Origin of the sequence: Paraliobacillus sp. X-1268, assembly GCF_003426095.1 — a bacterium.
GTDB lineage: Bacteria > Bacillota > Bacilli > Bacillales > Amphibacillaceae > Paraliobacillus_A > Paraliobacillus_A zengyii.
Genome location: NZ_QJSK01000007.1, coordinates 98,742 through 116,427, shown reverse-complemented (window position 1 = coordinate 116,427; position 17,686 = coordinate 98,742). Strand labels below are relative to the sequence as shown.

Genomic DNA, 17,686 nt, shown 5'->3' with positions numbered 1-17,686 from the left:
ACATCGAGTAGAAATAATTCATTTGAATGAAGATAGTTGGAGAATGAAGCATAGATCGACTATATTTGGTCAACAAAGTGTTTCAAATTAACAAGCAAAAATTGTGTCATTCTACTTGACGGTCACATCTATTTTATCAACTTTATATTATATCGTTTATTTTACATTATCTTTGAGTATTTTCCTTGATTTTCTTTATCATAAAACATTTCATGATAAATCCACGACTTATAAGCTGTTTTCTCTTATTAATTTTATACCCTCATTTACTTACGGTACGGTTCACCGTAATGGTTGTAAATGAGGTTTTACAGGAATGATTTACATGATTAAAGACCCATATCTTATAGAATATGGGTCTTTAACACATTTATAAGTTAATAAATGCAAGGACTTTAACTGTAATCCTGAGTATGAGAAGTGTTAATCGTGTTGCATTTCAGACTAATCCATTATTTTATTGAATCTTATAGCAAGATTCAATATCTCTAGGTCTAACTCCTTTCAATAAATAACAGCAATCCTCAGATTGAGGAATAGCAATATATTTTGACTTACAATGTACACTTAGCAAATCCGGTTCTTTAATTAATCGTTTCTTCCAATTAGGCATTTCTGATGGCGGTTCAAACATATCAATTATTTGATCTAAGTTGTAGTCTATAAGTTTTTTAAGTAATTTAAGAAAGTATAGTCTATACTCATCTCTGCTCTTATAATTACCATAGACGTAATACTCTAATTCACTTTTTTTAGTTATTAAGCATCTTTTATTTGCATCAACAGCATAAGACCAGGACCACCAATAATCATAATAATTAAACTCACCGTCATCTGTAGAAATTGTTAGCAAAGCTCTTCTCAATTTATCAGTAATACCTTTATCAATATACTCCTTGAAAACATTTGTAATGCTGATGAACTTATTGAAGTTAAAACTATTAACATCGCGATCAAAATCAATGCATTCAAACAACAGACTTATTCTACCACTAAAGAAATCGATATCTTCAGCTTCAAAAATTGCTTTTTTATAATTCTCTTCTTTACATATCAAACTTGCCTTTATTTGTTCTTCCTCAATCTGACTCTTAGCGAATTGAGAAGTTACCTTATGTGTTGTTAAAAACTCGTATATATTTTTGCAACCCTCAGCTAACTCTCTTATTAAGTTAATAGCCCCATCGAATGATTCAGGACTTCGAACAATTGAAGGTTTTCTTCCTGACCTCTCTATATCACCACGGTTCACAATATTCCTAACAACTCTCATCCAATCCTGAAAGAACTCATTATCAATCACCGGGTTCTTCAGGATATACTCCGTTTGTGCGAAGAATATTACCTTTTGAGTATAACTAGCATTGTTGTAAACTAAAGTTCTAAATATATCACCATCATCAATATATGAACCGTATGGAAAGTCAATTGAAAGCTTTTGTCCGCTTTTATAAAATTCGGCATATGCATCTAGAGATTCATATAAATAATTATAACTAGAATATGATAGGTGGTTCGGTCTAATTGCTCTAGGATCGTTTTGTAAAACCCTTATGGTTTCTGTCCTATTTGATGTTTTTTGTAAAGCCAAGTTAATCATAGCAATTGATGAAAAGAACCTTATCATCGCATTATCTACGCCATTACCATTTCCAGTGCTCTTATGTTTCCAGAACAGATCTGTCCATTTAGTGTCAATCTTGCACGAGAAAGTTTCTTCGAACTTTTTATCACTATCCCAATTTTCATCATTTATTTTTTTTTCAAATGTTGCCTTAAAATTTTCAAATGATGTTAATGCCTTTCCCCTTGCATTCATCTTTATATACAAATCATCACTGAGACCAAAATTCTTAAGTTCAATATGATAAAAACTAATTATATTCATATCTGCTATAAATAGTTCCCACAATTTGGTTATGTCGTTAAATATGAGATGAATATCATCTATAGTCCTAAGCATACCATCTATAGTTGGATCATGATTCCATGAAAGAAAATACCAGTTAGAGTCCTTTATCAATGAGCTTAATTCTGTATTACTATTAAAACCTTCTACAGATTGATTTATTAATGCCTGACAAAACTCTCTAGCAGATGCTCTTGTTTCATATGTGAACTTACTCAATACCTTCTTGTTTTCATTATTCAGTTCCCCATCTTTAACTGCAGCATACCAATGGAGTAAATATAAGGTTGTTAATCTTTGCTGTCCATCTAAAGGTTGAAGCACACCATTAGTTGTACTTCCGTAAATAAAATCTAGGTTTATGGGCTTATTTTCAAGTAATGAGTTTTTAATGGCATTTAAAAATCCTCTTCTCAATTCGTGCTTATCAAGTCTACCCTGAGCATAGTCTCTCTGAATAATTGGAATTTCGATAACATTGTCTTTCATTAATTGATAAAAATTATATAATTTACCTCTACCATCAGAACTCATTACCTTACCTCACTTCCACTTGGTAAATATTCTATTAAGATTTTTTCTATATCCAAAAAATATTTTTCCCTATCTTCCTGTGTCCAGAAAGACATCTTTGGGGGATATTCACTAAAGTATTTTAAAAACGCATTTTTAGTACATAGTGGTATGAACTTTCCAGATTTCTCTTTTTGAATTATTGTCATTCTTTTCACTGGAAAGACTGCATTTTTGTACCCGCGATTCGTACTAGAATCAAGTAATGCTAAATTGGACAAGTCATTAATATCATCTTCTATAATGTCTCTATTAAAATGTGAAATGACCTCATCATAGATCTCATTAAAATCATCATCAAGAATATAGTTCTGTACTTTAATTTTTAAATCACTATCATCAATAAATTCAATTGCATCGTTCAACCAATTTTCTCTTCCTTTTGGATTTTCAGGCATCTTATCTCTAACAGATGTAATATGTTCAATATCCCAACTCTCTTTCTTATAAAGATGGAAGGGAAACCTGGAATTATCAACGTCGTTGTTTAACATTGTTTGAATATTATACATTAAGAGCATAGCCTTAGTTTCAGGATCATCAGATTGCAATTCGCTAATATTTACTTTTTTAAACTTCTCTTTAATTAAATTATTCAAAAAGGCTTTAAACTCTGTTTTAGTTCTGGATTTTGAACCTTTAATTATGGTCTCAATACTATCACCTTCAGAAATCAAGAAGCCGATTTTATGATATAGTTCTCTTTCATTAAACCACTCAACGAATCTTTGAAAATAGTTTTTCACCTCTAACCAATTTGATTGAATCGTTTTTTCATCTTGGTTAATAAATTTTTTACTAAAAAATCTAAAAGTCGAGTATTGATCCTTTAAGTTTTTTTCTGTATTCATTAATTCAAAAATAAAGTCAATTCTATTTGTCATCATGTTAGACTGATTGATAAAGTACCACAACATATCATCTTGTAAATATTGCTCAATCCTGTCCCATTCAGCTGCTATTTCAAGCTGTTTTAATCTAACTTTGTCATTGTAATGTTGATCAAAGTTAGAACTATTAAGAAATAAAGCCTTTATTAATTCCGCATTAGTTAAAGGAATCTTACCAAGATTAATTCTCGTAAATATAGCGATCGAATCTTCTTCATAACTTTCATACCATATTACTTTTGTATTAAAATTAAACTTGGATTGAAAATCAAAAAGGTTAAAATTATCTCTTTCAAACCAATTACTAATAGTATCATATGCTTTAGATATATAATAAAAGTCAATATTGTCCGTGTTCCCTCTTCCTTCATTTAAATCATTCAAGAAGTCGAGAATTTCTATCCTTGTTTCATAAGTTAATTCGAATATTTTTTTTTGGTGTTTTTTTACTAACAATTGATTTAAATAAAAAAGTATCAAATAGATTGTGGTTAATCTTTGTTGTCCATCAATTACCTCAAAATGTTCATTTTTTTTCTTCACAATTATTGGTTGTAGGCAATACCATGTTTTCTCATCATCCTCTTCAACTTCCTTAGGATTGAAACTTGATATGTCATCCAATAAATCAATTACTTCTTTTTCAGTCCACCGATAACCACGTTGATACGATGGAATTAAAAATTTGTATTGTTTTAATTCTTCTATCGTCTTTAGCTCTAATAAATCATTCATTATACTCCTCCTGTAAAAAACATTTAACCGCTTTCATGAATTAACAACTCGTACTAGATAATTTTTGTATAGTACATCGATTGGACTTCTTCTAGTTGATAAACCCTTAAGCGGATAACTGTAAATCCACCTATTTTCTCTTCTTCTATAAACTCAATATGTTCTTCTAAATACATAAATCTACAAAATTCTTCCTTTGTTTTTAATACTACCATAGAACTATAAGAGTTGAGAAGAAATTTATCCAAATTTTCTCCATTATTTTGATATTCATAAAGATCCATGAATTCTTGCTTTAAATATGAAAAAATCTCATCTGGATAATAATCTGCTAAACCAATAATCCCTGTAACTTCTAATAACCCGCAATTTTGTTCTATATTTTCTTTCATCTATTTTTGAAGAGCTTATAAAGGTATATAATCGTATTCTATTATCCTAAGTCTTCATCAGTCACCCCTCGCAAGCATAATTTGTTTCAATCATAGACTATTAGTCTATGAAAGGACTACTAAATTCACTGATATGCTTTACTTTAAGTAGTCTATTGGAACAATCAATTAATACAACTGAAGGTTTGATTATCTTGATGCCGTAATTGCGTAACAATATTCAAAGTAATAGTTAACTGTTTGGCAACAGGTATTACTACGTATTGGATAAAACTTGACAGAAATTCATCATTCTCTCTCAAAACTCATTTTTTTGAAATAATATTATTTTACCAACAACATTTGACAATTTCTTCGATATTATTTACTATTTCCCCATTAATCCTTTAATAGATATTTACCATTATAATCTTTCACAAAAAAGTATACTTGTACGTCATCTGAAGAATAAACTCCCACTCTTTGAACCATAATAGTCTTCAATTGTATATCTTCATTAAATTCAACAGCATTATTTAATAATTGATTTACTTCATCTTTATTTTCCAAAATAATAATAGCCTGGTGAGTATCAAGTTGAAACTCGTCTAACTTCTCATCATTACTTAAATACTCATACATACCGTAGAACTCTTCATTAAGATATTCCACAAGTTCAAGATGAATCAGTGTCTTTATTTGTAGCAACTCAGTGTAATTATGAATCTTTTTCAACTCCAATTCCTCCCATACTGCTTTTCTCCATATTCAATTACTATACATATAGCAATCCCAACCACAGTTCCTAATAAGAAATATTGCAATATAATCACCTCCTTTTATTTTTCAAGAATTATGTTCTTCTTAACAAACATGTAAATGGATACTCCAAATGACACACCTGCCTTAAATATATTAATCGGTGACATGCGTTCACCTCCCTTAAGGTATTTTTAGACATAAAAATAGAGAATACAGCCCCGTAGGTGAATTCTCGGTAACAGATTAATATACAACTACTATTTGTTAACTTTCATAATTTAATAGCGTTCACCAGTTCATCATTCTTTAATAACCCTATTGCAATACTCTTTTCTGCTTTATTATCCTGCAAAAGGTATACAACATTCTTGGTTCCTCCCTTATAGAAAAACACAAAGCAGTTAACATTTATCATACCTTCGGGAACCATCGCCCTTACTTCATTACTAACGATATCTTCCCTTCTCACTAATTGGCTATCAACCAACCAATCATAGATAGCTAACTTTGGATGGTATTTGTATATAAACACCCAAAAGATATCCATTACACTCATAACATTCTCTCCTTTTCATAAATTGATTTGTCGTTTTAACACCCACGAATCTAGATATTAAAATACATAGAAAAAGGGGGAGAAAAATCATCGCTGATGGATGACTTTTCTCCCCCTAGAATGGTGAAGTGTCGAACAACTTCTTTATTTAGTTGGATTTGTATAGATTCAATTTCTCTGCTTTCGGATATTGTTATCTGATTTATAAGCAATCGCAATAATTGCTTGCGTTGCTCCCTTGTCATAGCTTCTTTAAAGCTTTCTGTAAAGTTCCTCATTACTTGTTCGACTATCTTGAAGCTTACTTCCTTTACCGCTCCTTGTCCCAGTTGATTCTCGATAGGAGTTATTCGTTCTGTAAGGCTGTCTTTTTCCTCATTTAAGCTGGTAAGACGTGTAATAAGGTCTGCTTTAACAATGAGCCCTTCTTCATACAAACCTAGTACTTTATCCCTCTTAGACTCAATGGTATCTAGGGACTTTTTAATATATTCATATTCCTGTCTAAGTGGCGCTTCACCATTTTGGTTCTTTCCATTTATCCTTTCAACAATATTTCGGATAAGAATCTCATTATTAGCCACATTTGCAATCTTCTTTAATACATACTCATCCGCATAATCAGTTCGGACACCATTAGAACGGCAAACAGTAGTACCTTTATTTTTCCACGCACCACAAGCATAGTATTCTAGGATTCGCTTCGTTCCATCTTTTTTTCGATTCGTTGTTCTGCTAAGAACCATCCCTGCTCCACACATAGGGCAGCGCATGATACCAGTAAGTGGAAATTCACCACTATGGACTCGATTTGGTTTCCCTCCTCTGGTTTTCATTATCGCTTGTGCTTTCTCCCATACTTCATTTGAAATAATTGCTTCGTGCTTCCCTTTTTCCATGATAGGATCTGGATTGATATTGTTTCGTCGTTTTTCATTCCAGTCTCTCCTAACATTATAACGAATTATTCCTTTGTATATAGGATTTGTCACGATAGTTTTGATTGAATTGATAGAAAATCCCTTGTTGCGTTTCGTTCGATGACCACCACGATTCAGATAACCCGCTATAGACTTGTATCCATGACCTTCTGTATAAAGTTGAAAGATCTTTCTAACAGATTGCGCTTCTATTTCGTTCACCACTAATTTGGAAGCTTTTCTTTTAGAATTGTTGCTAGGTGAACTAACTACATCATAACCAAGTACCTGTCCTCCATTCCATGATCCTTCTTTCGCACGTGCTATCATACCCATCTTTACGTTTTCTGCGATATTAGCTCGTTCAAATTCAGCAATAGCTGCCATCATTTGAAACTGTAGTACACCTGAAGGACTTTCTGTTTCATATTTTTCTGTGTATGAACGAAAGCCAATACCTTTATTCTTCAACTCATCAACAATGCCTAGTAGATCAAGGCTTTTACGAGAGAACCGGTTCATTTTCCATACAAGTACCAAATCAAATGCCTTTTGCTGTGTATCACTAAGTAATTGTTGTAATGCTGGTCTACCTTTGATATTCTTACCGCTTTTACCTCGATCAACGTATTCCCTATATACAACGTAGCCTTCTCGTTCACACCATTCTCTAAGAACTCTTATTTGCTCATCGATACTGTAACCTTCTTCCGCTTGCTCAATAGTAGATACTCGAGCATATATTGCAGCTTTTTTCTGTGGTCCTAACTGGTTCGTTTGATCAAAATGCCTAGATAGATCCATAGCATAATTACTCACAGATTTCACCTTCTTTCATGTTTTCTTCTTCCATTAACCAAGTAGCTACCTGTGACAATGGAATTCCTTGCATAGCCGCTAATTCCAAATGTCTCGTATTAAGTAATTTAGACATGTACTCAAACACCCTCAACCCTTCTTCTGTAGAAGTATCAATATGCTCCTTCAATGAACAAATCTCTACATCATATCTAGCTAACTCTCTTTCTATTTGTTGAAGCTCATCTCCATCAGAAGCAAGTGTAAATACATCCCATACAACAACAACTCCAAAGTAACCATTAGCAGCATCTTTCAACATTTGCTTTAATACTGGTCTTACTTTGTTCGGAGATTTTAAGCTTGGCTCAGAGTAAACTTTATTGACTTGATATCCCGCTCGTTCACACTTTTCTATTAAGACTTGGACGTTTCGATGGACTCGATACCCCATCGGTTGAGTGGACGATGTATTTCTTGTGAAAATTACTAGCTTGTTTTGATTCTGTTGTGTATTTTTATCTCTATTAATCATTAGAAGCTTCTCCTTTAGTTTGTTTTACAAGATACTCTGTAACCATTTCTGCTAAAATATCTATTAAAATATTGCATTGGTAATCAACTGATGTTTCATTTTCCAAAATAAGTCACCCCTATATTTGATATTAAAATAATATATACTTAATTTGGCATTTAAGGGGCTGAGGAAACCAAGATGGCGTATAATCAAATTCAATTAATATCATGGTAATTACAATAGAACCTCAGTCCCCCCACTCTGCCTAATGTAGCGACAGTAGCATAACTTTCATCGCTACTACTGACAGTACTGTTGCTATATTCGGTCCAGTCACCATCCAGAAAATTCATCATAGTCTGGTGAGAGTTCGATTTCTTCCAGGCTCGATGGTGAATTAACCTTTTTTTGATCGAAGGGAACGGTATTACTATCAACTTTTTTGATTGTTACTTTTTTCGCATCTCCTCCATGACGAATATCGAAAGTGATCCCAACCTCTTTTAAATTGGATTTCACTTCTTTTAATCGACGACTAAGAATATGAGCAGCTTTTGGCCATGATTTGACATTTGTATCAATTCTTTCGCGACCAGCCTCGTAATCCAATCGGGTTAGTAGTTCCGCAACTGTTCCAGTCCAACTATTGCAGTTACGCATCAGTGCAACAATGACTGCCGCAACTGGATGAGAAGAAATAGCTTCTTCATTTGACTTGTTTTGATTATTTTTGTAGGCTTCAAGAAATCGCTCCCCCTCGTATCCCATCGCTTCTGCAATTGCAAACCCCCACCGAGTAAAATCTGCCATTCTAGATAGCTTATCAAGCTTGACATCAGGATATATCGCCATTGCTTTAGACAATATTTGAAATGCACCACCGACAATAGATGGTTTGTCCCTATCAAACTCTGATCTAACTACATTTTCTTCCTTACGACCTTCCTCCGAAATTCTTTCCAGTTCAATCGGAATAGAACGATCCATCAAATCGGGTCTAGTAACAACCACATTAATCCCATTTAATGCGGGGCATCGTTGTAACTCCAATAGTGTTTCGTCATCATCAGTAAATAGAGTTCGCTTACTGAATCCACCACCTGTGGAAGCAATACAAAGCAAATCGCTTTTCGCTGCCGAAAGGTTATCTAAATTATCGAAACATGGCATATAGTTATTAGCTAATGAAATCGCCAAATCCTGAATACTGTTTGGCATAGTCATCAAATCCCGAACAGCTGGATCAATAACTTGCCTTATATTTCGCATTGACGTTGTTTTTGCTGCACCCTTTTCCCCACTAAAAACAAGTACTGCATGAGGCATGTTTGGTATGAGGCATGTTACAACGTATATCAAAAGGAGAATTTGATCATCTTCACTTTTAATACGAACATGCTTTAGTAATAATCGTATATCCCCTTCAAAGTCAGGCATAACTTGTGCCTTTGTATTTTTATTTCTAGTAAAAAGGATAGGTGGATTGTCAACAATTTCACAGCCCGTTGGAGTAATTTCAATTACCCTCCAATCAGCGTCGGCCAAATCGTAATAGTACTTATCATTCTTCTCTGCAACTCTCAAATGCAAGCGATGTTTTTCACCATCAAACATTGCCATCATTTCCATTACACCTAATGCCTGGTTCATTGCATCACTAGTGGTTGCTTGTCCTGTTTCCTCAAAATACTTTTTTGTTAACCACATTTTGAAAGTTTTACTTTTAACTTTCCAAAGTTCGGTGTGATCGTTTATTTTTATCTCTGCATAAGCTTCTTCTAAATCATTCTTAAAAAACTTGGTACTCCTGCCCAAACGTATTAGGGTATCAGCTTGTGTAGGTTTTCTTTTTATAGAATCCTCTTGAGGAGAATAGTCAGGTTCAAATTTTTTGCGTAGCGAATGCCAGTCCGATTGTGAACAACTATTGTGATGACAACCTGCAGCAATAGACCCATTTTGAAACTGAACGATATATGCACTTCGGTCGGTATGCTCCCCATTCCAAGGACATGTTTTTAAAACATATTTTGTAGCATTTGTTTGCCAAGTTCCCTGAGCTGCAATTTCTATACCTTTTTCATTTAGCCACGTTCTAACATCGATACTATTTGTTACAGCAACTGTTTGGCCTCTATTAACATCTTTAATAGGTAGAACTAACTTTTCAGTTAGCTCGTTCAGCTGTTCTTTGGTTACTCCAACTATTTCTTCAGGACAATTAATGATACGAGAATAGCGATGAGGCCGATCTTCAGTATTATCACCCTTACAGGCCTTCGTACCATATAGTTTCCATATTCGTGCTGCATTGTACGTTGTTCTATCTATATCTACCATTCCATTACTGAATTTAAAGTCAAGTAATTCTAATATTTTTTTGATAAGATCACGACTTGCATCATCATTTGGTAAATCGATAGCATACAGTAGATGAAATCCATTACCACTGTCCGCCAAAATAGGTTCTGACCAACCTTGTTCGTCCAAATATCGCTTGATTGCCCTCGCCAAAACTAATGCAGCATCGTGTTCCTTATCAGTCGATGATACTCCTGATCGGCGAATTGGATCCAGATCAATAGGTAACCATTTTCTTGAAGCAATATCCTTATCGGATGTGGTCTTTTTGGCATATGAAGTTGTATGGTTATCAGACCTTGTTAATAAGAAATCTTTAACAGGATTTAGTGTAGTATATATACCAGCTACCTCACTATCATAACTTGATGCTGCTTTTGCAAGCGGATCATTGTTATCAAAATAACCAGAGACCGTACCCTCTACAGTTTTTAAGATCCTAAGTTCCATGACACTATTATCGTTCCTTAAAATTTCTAAAGTCTGTTTAACATTATCCTCTACATTGCCTTTTCTCATTACTGAACCTCCCATTTTTGCGCTAGTGGCAAAGTATCAATAATACTAATTAGGACCTGGCTCTTCTTTGTATCTTCAGTATCCGTAAATGTATTATCGAAGTATTTTATATAAATAAGACGGCCCTTCTCATCAATTGCATAATATCTTCCACTGAGATAACCCCCTAGCTTTAGATCCTCAGCCTCGATATAAACCACCCTTCCGAACTTCATTACTGCCTCTGGAGCTTCAACACCATTTAAATCAAATAAATTAAAATCAATCATTATCCAGCCTCCAATTTTTTTGGGTATATCCCTGATTTGATAAGAGATATATCCAGTTTTTCTGCTAGCAAAGCCATTATCATATTTACCTACTTTTAGTCTCCCTGTGTAGCAACTGGTCGCATGTTAATATAAACAATCATCTCATCATCCTTATCCTGTACTTCGAAAACAGGAAAGGTTAATGACGTGCGATTAGAAAAGTCTAATTGATATCTCTCTATTATTTCCTTAACAAGCGCAGCATTGTAAATCGCACCGTTTTTTCCCTGCTGTTTAAGAGTATAATTCGTGTTCTTATCGCCTATATAATTAGCGATTGCAATATGATTCTCGCTATAGGCAATTTGTACAGTACTTTGATTCGATAACTGCGTAAGAATTGCAGCATTCAGGGACAACCGTTTTCCATTTTTTGAATAAACTACATTCAGTCCCCCTGATGTGCCTGGACGGATTGTATCGATACAGTTAGAAGCTTCAAATTCTGCTAAATCTAGTCCCTCTTTTTTTAATGGATTCATATTGTCTTCCTCCTTGTAAATTAATTGAATAGAAGTTAATCCTTCTGTTAATAGACTATCAAATAAAGTGAATCTGCTCTATTCGCAATTTTTCAACATTTTTTATCCCATTAATTTCGGAAGGTAAAAAAACACAAAAAAAAAAAAGCATCTGCTTTTTAGCAAGATGCTCTATTAATCATAATTCTTATCAATTTCATTAAGCAGTTGATTTGATTTGTAATGATAATAATCGTCGGGATTATTTTGTTTTAAATCTTTAATATATAGCTCAAGCTCAATTTTGATTTTAGTAATCCTATTTTTCATAACCTTCTCATAAAACGCTACTTTATGTTGATCCGAGAGCGCATCAAATGAATCTAAAATTGACTTTAATTTAATTTGAAGTTCTGCTGCGTAATTACTCATATCAGGTAATAAGGTTAAACGATAGAATAAACTTTCAATGTTTAATACGATCGTTCCCCATTCCCTACCATCACCTTTTTCACTCCAAAAATTTTCAAACTCTCGCAATTTAGTTACAGATTTTTCCATCCATTTATTTTCTTCCTTGTCTGCCTGCTTTATTTTTGCTTGATTACGGAGCTTTTTGAATAAGGGTTGTTCAAATAGACAGACTAGCGATGCTAAAAATATTGCGGTAATAACGTTGTAGTTATACCCGTCGTATACAGTCTTTTCGAATTTTGCTCTAGTGACATTCATCTCCTTGTTATAAAAATAGTTGCCTACATCCTTTTTAGTTATTTGTTGTCCAAGCACTTTTTGAACACGTTCCTCATTAAGGAAATCCAGAATAGTATTAAGTCTCTTTTCTAATGAAGTTTTACTAAATTCATGATTTAATTCCTCATGTTTCATTGCAATTTCGATTACTTTGTCTTTACTATATAATTCTTTTTCCATTGACTCTAACTCCCTTTGTTCATTCAAGTTGTATCCTTCTAAAATAGTGTCAGTAGCGTTCGTAGCGAAAATACCCTGTCAATACTTTCGCTAGTTTTGACAGAACCTGTCGAACCAAATAAAAGTTACATTTTTTCTAATTGCCCGTGTTTCTAATACTATTGCTAACACTCTGTATCTTCAATTGTGTATATAAGGACATTATCATGGATTGACCGCATTATCCAGATAGCTAATTAATTATTAATAATATATCTCTTCATGCAAATGAATATGTCTGTCAAAAGATTGATTATTTAATATAATTATAAACTACTATCCATAAACCTATATCCACTCTGAGTTGTGAAACAGCAGTTACTTTTGGAGCTAGTGCCACTACTATATAGGTATAGAAAAATATCCTATTCTATAAGAGTATTCAAGCAACTATGGTCTTTATAGGATAGATAAGGTAAAGAAAGTAGTTCTGTTATATCCTATCATTAGAGACATTATTTTTTCTCACTTTCAATGCCAACTTTAGATTCACAAATTGGGTTGGGTAACAATATTTCTTTATATTGATTTCTTCTGTAATATTCCTCCAAATACAACTCTTCCGCTATTTGTCTATCTCCACTGCTAGCAAACAATTCCTTTAGCGTACATAATGACAAAGATCCTAATTGATGTTCCATATTCGTCAATATAGTTTTTTCATCTTCTTTATTAATTCCGGTAATAACTAAATCATTTGGCGTAAACCAAATAGCAATAACTTCATCACTATTCACGTACAAATGACATGGGGGATATTCCAAATTACTAAAGTCGTAGGCAATATAGTTTATGAATGAAAACCAGTCTGTTTCATATTTAGCTCTTTCAACTAGATTTGGATTATAGTTGAACTTTCCATATACATGTTCAAAATCATGAATTTTATTATTAAACTCCCGATGACTTTCAATGAATTTCATATCCTTCCTTGTATTACTTCTCAAATCAACCACAGACTCATTAATACTCATACATTTTTTCATTTTTAAATTCCTCCTTGTTTTATACCCAGTTCGTGTATGTTAAATAATGTTATAGATGTATCTTCTAACATTGGTTATACTATATGGGCACCTAATAGATTGTTCGCAGTACATCATTATAATTACGCGAATACCAAATTGGAATTTTAAAATAAACAACAGTAGAATTATCCTAAGGTACAATAAAGGAGTAGAAGAAATGATTGAGTTGGAAAAAAAGAGAGAGGTATTTACACTTTGGTTTTCAAATGGTTATTCACAAAGGGAAATCAGCACAATATTAAAAATAAGTAGGGGGACTGTTCATAAGATTATTGAAGAGTGTCAACAGATGATAAGCAAACTTAATCTTTCAATTGATGAGGATTTTTTAAAATACATCGAAGACATTGTCGTTGAGTCTCCTAAACAAAGAAATCGAAAAGCCTATAAGTTAAACGCTGAAACAATTTCGTTTATTAAAAGTATAGTTATAAATAATGAACGCCTTGTAAAGGTGGGTTCAGAGAAAGCAATGAATACAAAGGATTTATTTGAATATTTTAAAAGACAAAAAAAAGAAAAGCCTAATCTTACGACAGACTTCTCCATAGATAACTTCTATAAACGAGTAAGAACTATTAAAAACGATATCTATACTACGCAGGAAAAATAACTAATGCTAACTGCAATTGATTTCAATGATCCCACAATTAAGTGTGGTTTCTATATTTAATTCTTCATTGATTGCACTGCTCTCGTCACATACCTAGGTTTTTATTGTTATGTCACTTTTATTTTTCTCCATCATTTATCAATTTCTCATACACTTTTACTCCATACTTTAGACAAACTTAAAAGATTGGATTATTTAAATTAGCCCTCTGCATCTAAAGCAATTTTAATAATCTACTCTGACTCTTAATTGTATATATACGTTTGAAATAAAAACAGGATTCAGTACTATTTGCAGCAAAAGTACAAACATAGTTGCTACTTACTGTACTGACACTACATTTTGGGATGCTAACCCACCTATAAGTATTTTCCTCAACATGAAAGGCTAAAACACCTGCAAAATGAACCCATATCCTTAAATTTACTTTTAATTCTTTCTTTGGTACCTATTCATGTAATGTATTTTAATAATTTTAAACAATCGTTGTTCTTTTTTTTCCAAAAAAGGACTCTGATGCATATGTTCCACATGTAGCGTCAATACCAACTTTACCGAAATTTCTCTATAGCACCTATTGCCGCTATCCTGGATACACAAACCGCTTCATTGCTGCCTGATCGTTCTTCTTTACATTTGTTTTATTCCATCAACCATACTTCTTAATACTAAAGGCACATTTTCATCGATTATTTCCCCATTTTTAATACAAACAGCATGTAGCCACTTATCCGCAATATCAATTTCTGTTACTATACAGAAGATCCACTCCTGCTCATTTTGATCCATATAAACCGTTGTTAAAAATAGTAATGGATCAGGTAATCCTTTAAGTACTTTGACTGGAAAAATATTCTCATCTATCTCAGTCTGGAACATTGATAATCCTTCAAAGATCACCTTATCTATATTCACTTTAATATTGTGTGTTTTTTTCATATAACTTATAAATAGTTCAGTTTTTCCGTTCATTAGATATACCCCTTTTCTTTTAGTGAATTGAAGGTGTTATCGCCAACAATAATATGGTCTAATAGTTCAATTCCCATTAGCTTTCCTGCCTCAACTAACCTCTTTGTCACTTTAATATCTTCATTACTTGGGTCAGTTAATCCAGATGGATGATTATGGAAAATTAAAATGCTTGCCGCTGAAGACAAGATGGCTGCTTTCATAACTTCACGAGGACTCACAAGGCTAGCGTTTAAACTACCAATGTGGCAAACGTTTATTGAAACAGGTTGATTCTTTGTATCTAATGACACTACAATGAAGTGCTCTCTGTCCTTATCCTCCAAAAAGCTTTTAGCCAATTCGTAAGCATCTTGAGCTGAGCGAATACATCTCTTTTCATAAAGAATACTAGACTCCCTAACTAACTTCACACTGACAATATTCACTCGTTTTGCTGGCCCCTGTTTTTCTTCTTTCACCATATCTATTAACGGCAACTCTGACTCTTTGGTGTTCTCATACATTTTCAATTTAAATTCCTCCTAAAATAGAAATAGCCCAAATTCCTTAAAAGGAATTTGGGCCTTGTATTAATAAAATTTATTCTACTAATATAATATATATTTAAATTCTTTTTCGCTTCGTTTTTCCGTTTTTTTACAGTTGTAATGTTCTTGAGCTTTTTCCAATACCCTTTTAATACTACTCTGTTTCTTCCTATTTAATCTCATGCTTTATTTTATTTCCTTATATTACAATTGAATCACTCGGCAAAAAAGAGGTATGATTAAAAAAAGTTTACTCAGAGCGAAAAATCATATTTACTATATTAATGCTGCACTGCTAAGGATTGCAGGCTAAAAAAAACCTTGGATGTACTATTGAGGCGTTCAAACTCCCTACATGACATACACATTAAGGGAGGGGTTGATTTTTTGTATCTAAACAACAACAAGAAAGCATTCGCGATCAACTTCCCCTAAGAATTGCTTCAAAAGCTCATATCCATATAGACAATTCCTTCACCAACTTTACTGAAACTATGTTTACTCTTTTTGATGAAAGGTGCTTTTTATCCGCACCCAAATTCATTTAATTATTCATTATTTCCTGGTTTTTAAGTCCATTCCCTTATTATCCTAAGACAATTGAATGATAAGTTTTTCGAAAAGTGAATGATTCCTTCTTTTGAAGAAATACCCTTAGAATCGACCTCAATCCCAATGATATTCAACCTACCTATTTCAATCTTTTCAAATACCTTTGCATCACCAAGTACTGTTTCCACTGTTGGATTTGCAGGATATGCGAGTAGGATAGTATTACAGTTTGTCGCATTTGCAAAGGCAAGCGATTCATAAACATCTTGTTCCGAAATACGATTGACACCTTTCTCAACTTGACCTTTATACTTGGCATCAAAAATGAATTCTTTTACTGTTAAGTTTTCGGAATAAGAGACCACCAAATCCGGTTTTACTCTAACATTTGAATAACCAGAAGCTTTATCAGTACGCAAACGCCTTCCTAAACTGAATTGTTTCTGCTGTTTAACGTTCTCAAATCCAAACCCCCTATTAATAGCTAAACTAAGGAAGTCTTCCCATACTCTCCAAGTATTTAATACATATCCCGGAGCTATAGAATTTCCGGTATTATACGCCAATCCAAAACCTTTTAAAATATCTACAGATAGATTAAATAATTCTTGCCATCGGGCTAACCTATTAGGAAGTTTTCTTTTCATTAAATTTCCTGCTACAGTATCTTGAGGTGAAAGGTCTTGTATAATACGAAATAATTGTATTGACAAATTGGGATCATTTAAGTTTTGAACCAACTGTTTAGCCGCGGAAACAATTATTCCATTATAATGATTTCTCTTGTCAAAATCTAATTTGGTCTGAGCAAAACCATCTGGGCTTGGATACATTAAAGATTCAGGATCAATATCACCATCAACCGAAAAATCCACAAACTTATTGTTGCGATATGTCCTAAGAGATTTTCTTTGATTATCCCAATACATTTCCACAAATGCTCTTGTGATAAGCGTGTGTAGGTCACCCCTCTGACCTGTGCTAGCAAGAAGCCTATCTTTATTTAGTAATTTTCCATTTTTAGATAAAGAGGCTAAGTAGAAAAAGTCTTCTCTCCACCTTCTATTAATCGAATCTAGTCCAAGAAATTTTGGTGCTACTTCTATTTCAATAGAAGGCCCCATCCTTAATATACCTGCAAAATCGACTATTCTTACACTATTATCTTTACTAATTGTAATCGGATTTTTAGAAAAGCCCAGTAAATCCTTAACCTTTTCTCCAGTTCTATCAAAGATATCTATTAATTTATTGTGAGAGACACCTAAATCAGCAGAAAGATCATTTATTACATTCTTTTGGGTTCCATACTCAACCAATGATATTCGTTTCAACT

General features: G+C 33.2%; 16 protein-coding genes. 1 reads left to right on the top strand and 15 read right to left on the bottom strand.

The features are described 5' to 3' along the window. Positions 1 to 457: 457 nt before the first annotated feature. The 12 genes from D2K62_RS10685 to D2K62_RS10630 form a co-directional block, all read right to left on the bottom strand. Positions 458 to 2,443 carry a DUF262 domain-containing protein gene (locus D2K62_RS10685; RefSeq protein WP_117148873.1) on the bottom strand — a complete coding sequence of 662 codons (1,986 nt, stop codon included), beginning with the start codon at positions 2,441 to 2,443 and terminating at the stop codon, positions 458 to 460. After that, positions 2,443 to 4,107 (bottom strand): DUF262 domain-containing protein, encoded by a 1,665-nt coding sequence (locus D2K62_RS10680; protein WP_117148874.1) that lies wholly within the window; start codon positions 4,105 to 4,107, stop codon positions 2,443 to 2,445. Before D2K62_RS10680 ends, D2K62_RS10685 begins: the two co-directional genes overlap by 1 nt. A 53-nt stretch (positions 4,108 to 4,160) precedes the next feature. After that, positions 4,161 to 4,499 (bottom strand): hypothetical protein, encoded by a 339-nt coding sequence (locus tag D2K62_RS10675; RefSeq protein ID WP_117148875.1) that lies wholly within the window; start codon positions 4,497 to 4,499, stop codon positions 4,161 to 4,163. A gap of 378 nt (positions 4,500 to 4,877) precedes the next feature. After that, the gene (locus tag D2K62_RS10670; RefSeq protein WP_157967318.1) at positions 4,878 to 5,219 is read right to left on the bottom strand and encodes a hypothetical protein; all 342 of its coding nucleotides are present in this window, start codon (positions 5,217 to 5,219) and stop codon (positions 4,878 to 4,880) included. Between the two features lie 292 nt (positions 5,220 to 5,511). After that, a complete protein-coding gene (locus tag D2K62_RS10665; protein ID WP_117148877.1) occupies positions 5,512 to 5,796 on the bottom strand; it encodes a hypothetical protein in 285 nt (94 codons plus the stop codon). Between the two features lie 50 nt (positions 5,797 to 5,846). Beyond that, entirely contained in the window at positions 5,847 to 7,535 is a 1,689-nt protein-coding gene (locus D2K62_RS10660) for a recombinase family protein (protein WP_232828003.1), read from the bottom strand. After that, positions 7,528 to 8,049: a recombinase family protein gene (locus D2K62_RS10655; RefSeq protein WP_117161421.1), complete on the bottom strand. Its 522-nt coding sequence runs from the start codon at positions 8,047 to 8,049 to the stop codon at positions 7,528 to 7,530. Before D2K62_RS10655 ends, D2K62_RS10660 begins: the two co-directional genes overlap by 8 nt. 315 nt (positions 8,050 to 8,364) lie before the next feature. Then, complete coding sequence (locus tag D2K62_RS10650) at positions 8,365 to 10,911, bottom strand: hypothetical protein (RefSeq protein WP_117161420.1); 2,547 nt, start codon at positions 10,909 to 10,911, stop codon at positions 8,365 to 8,367. Continuing rightward, positions 10,911 to 11,180: a hypothetical protein gene (locus tag D2K62_RS10645; protein ID WP_117161419.1), complete on the bottom strand. Its 270-nt coding sequence runs from the start codon at positions 11,178 to 11,180 to the stop codon at positions 10,911 to 10,913. Before D2K62_RS10645 ends, D2K62_RS10650 begins: the two co-directional genes overlap by 1 nt. 95 nt (positions 11,181 to 11,275) lie before the next feature. After that, the gene (locus tag D2K62_RS10640) at positions 11,276 to 11,704 is read right to left on the bottom strand and encodes a hypothetical protein (RefSeq protein WP_117161418.1); all 429 of its coding nucleotides are present in this window, start codon (positions 11,702 to 11,704) and stop codon (positions 11,276 to 11,278) included. A 174-nt stretch (positions 11,705 to 11,878) separates the two neighbouring features. Further along, on the bottom strand, positions 11,879 to 12,643 hold the full coding sequence (locus tag D2K62_RS10635) for a hypothetical protein (protein WP_117161417.1): 765 nt from the start codon (positions 12,641 to 12,643) through the stop codon (positions 11,879 to 11,881). A 467-nt stretch (positions 12,644 to 13,110) separates the two neighbouring features. After that, on the bottom strand, positions 13,111 to 13,641 hold the full coding sequence (locus D2K62_RS10630) for a hypothetical protein (protein WP_117161416.1): 531 nt from the start codon (positions 13,639 to 13,641) through the stop codon (positions 13,111 to 13,113). 199 nt (positions 13,642 to 13,840) lie between these two features. Here D2K62_RS10630 and D2K62_RS10625 point away from each other — a divergent pair, with 199 nt between their 5' ends. Beyond that, positions 13,841 to 14,296: a sigma factor-like helix-turn-helix DNA-binding protein gene (locus tag D2K62_RS10625; protein ID WP_157967881.1), complete on the top strand. Its 456-nt coding sequence runs from the start codon at positions 13,841 to 13,843 to the stop codon at positions 14,294 to 14,296. Positions 14,297 to 14,926: 630 nt separating this feature from the next. Here the strand turns inward: D2K62_RS10625 and D2K62_RS10620 are convergent. From D2K62_RS10620 to D2K62_RS10605, 3 genes are all read right to left on the bottom strand, one after another. After that, positions 14,927 to 15,268 carry a hypothetical protein gene (locus tag D2K62_RS10620; protein ID WP_117161414.1) on the bottom strand — a complete coding sequence of 114 codons (342 nt, stop codon included), beginning with the start codon at positions 15,266 to 15,268 and terminating at the stop codon, positions 14,927 to 14,929. Then, positions 15,268 to 15,732, bottom strand: coding sequence for a JAB domain-containing protein (locus tag D2K62_RS10615; RefSeq protein WP_232828004.1), 465 nt, complete (start codon positions 15,730 to 15,732; stop codon positions 15,268 to 15,270). Before D2K62_RS10615 ends, D2K62_RS10620 begins: the two co-directional genes overlap by 1 nt. Positions 15,733 to 16,367: 635 nt before the next feature. Next, positions 16,368 to 17,684 carry a 5-methylcytosine restriction system specificity protein McrC gene (locus D2K62_RS10605; protein WP_117161413.1) on the bottom strand — a complete coding sequence of 439 codons (1,317 nt, stop codon included), beginning with the start codon at positions 17,682 to 17,684 and terminating at the stop codon, positions 16,368 to 16,370. Positions 17,685 to 17,686: the final 2 nt, after the last annotated feature.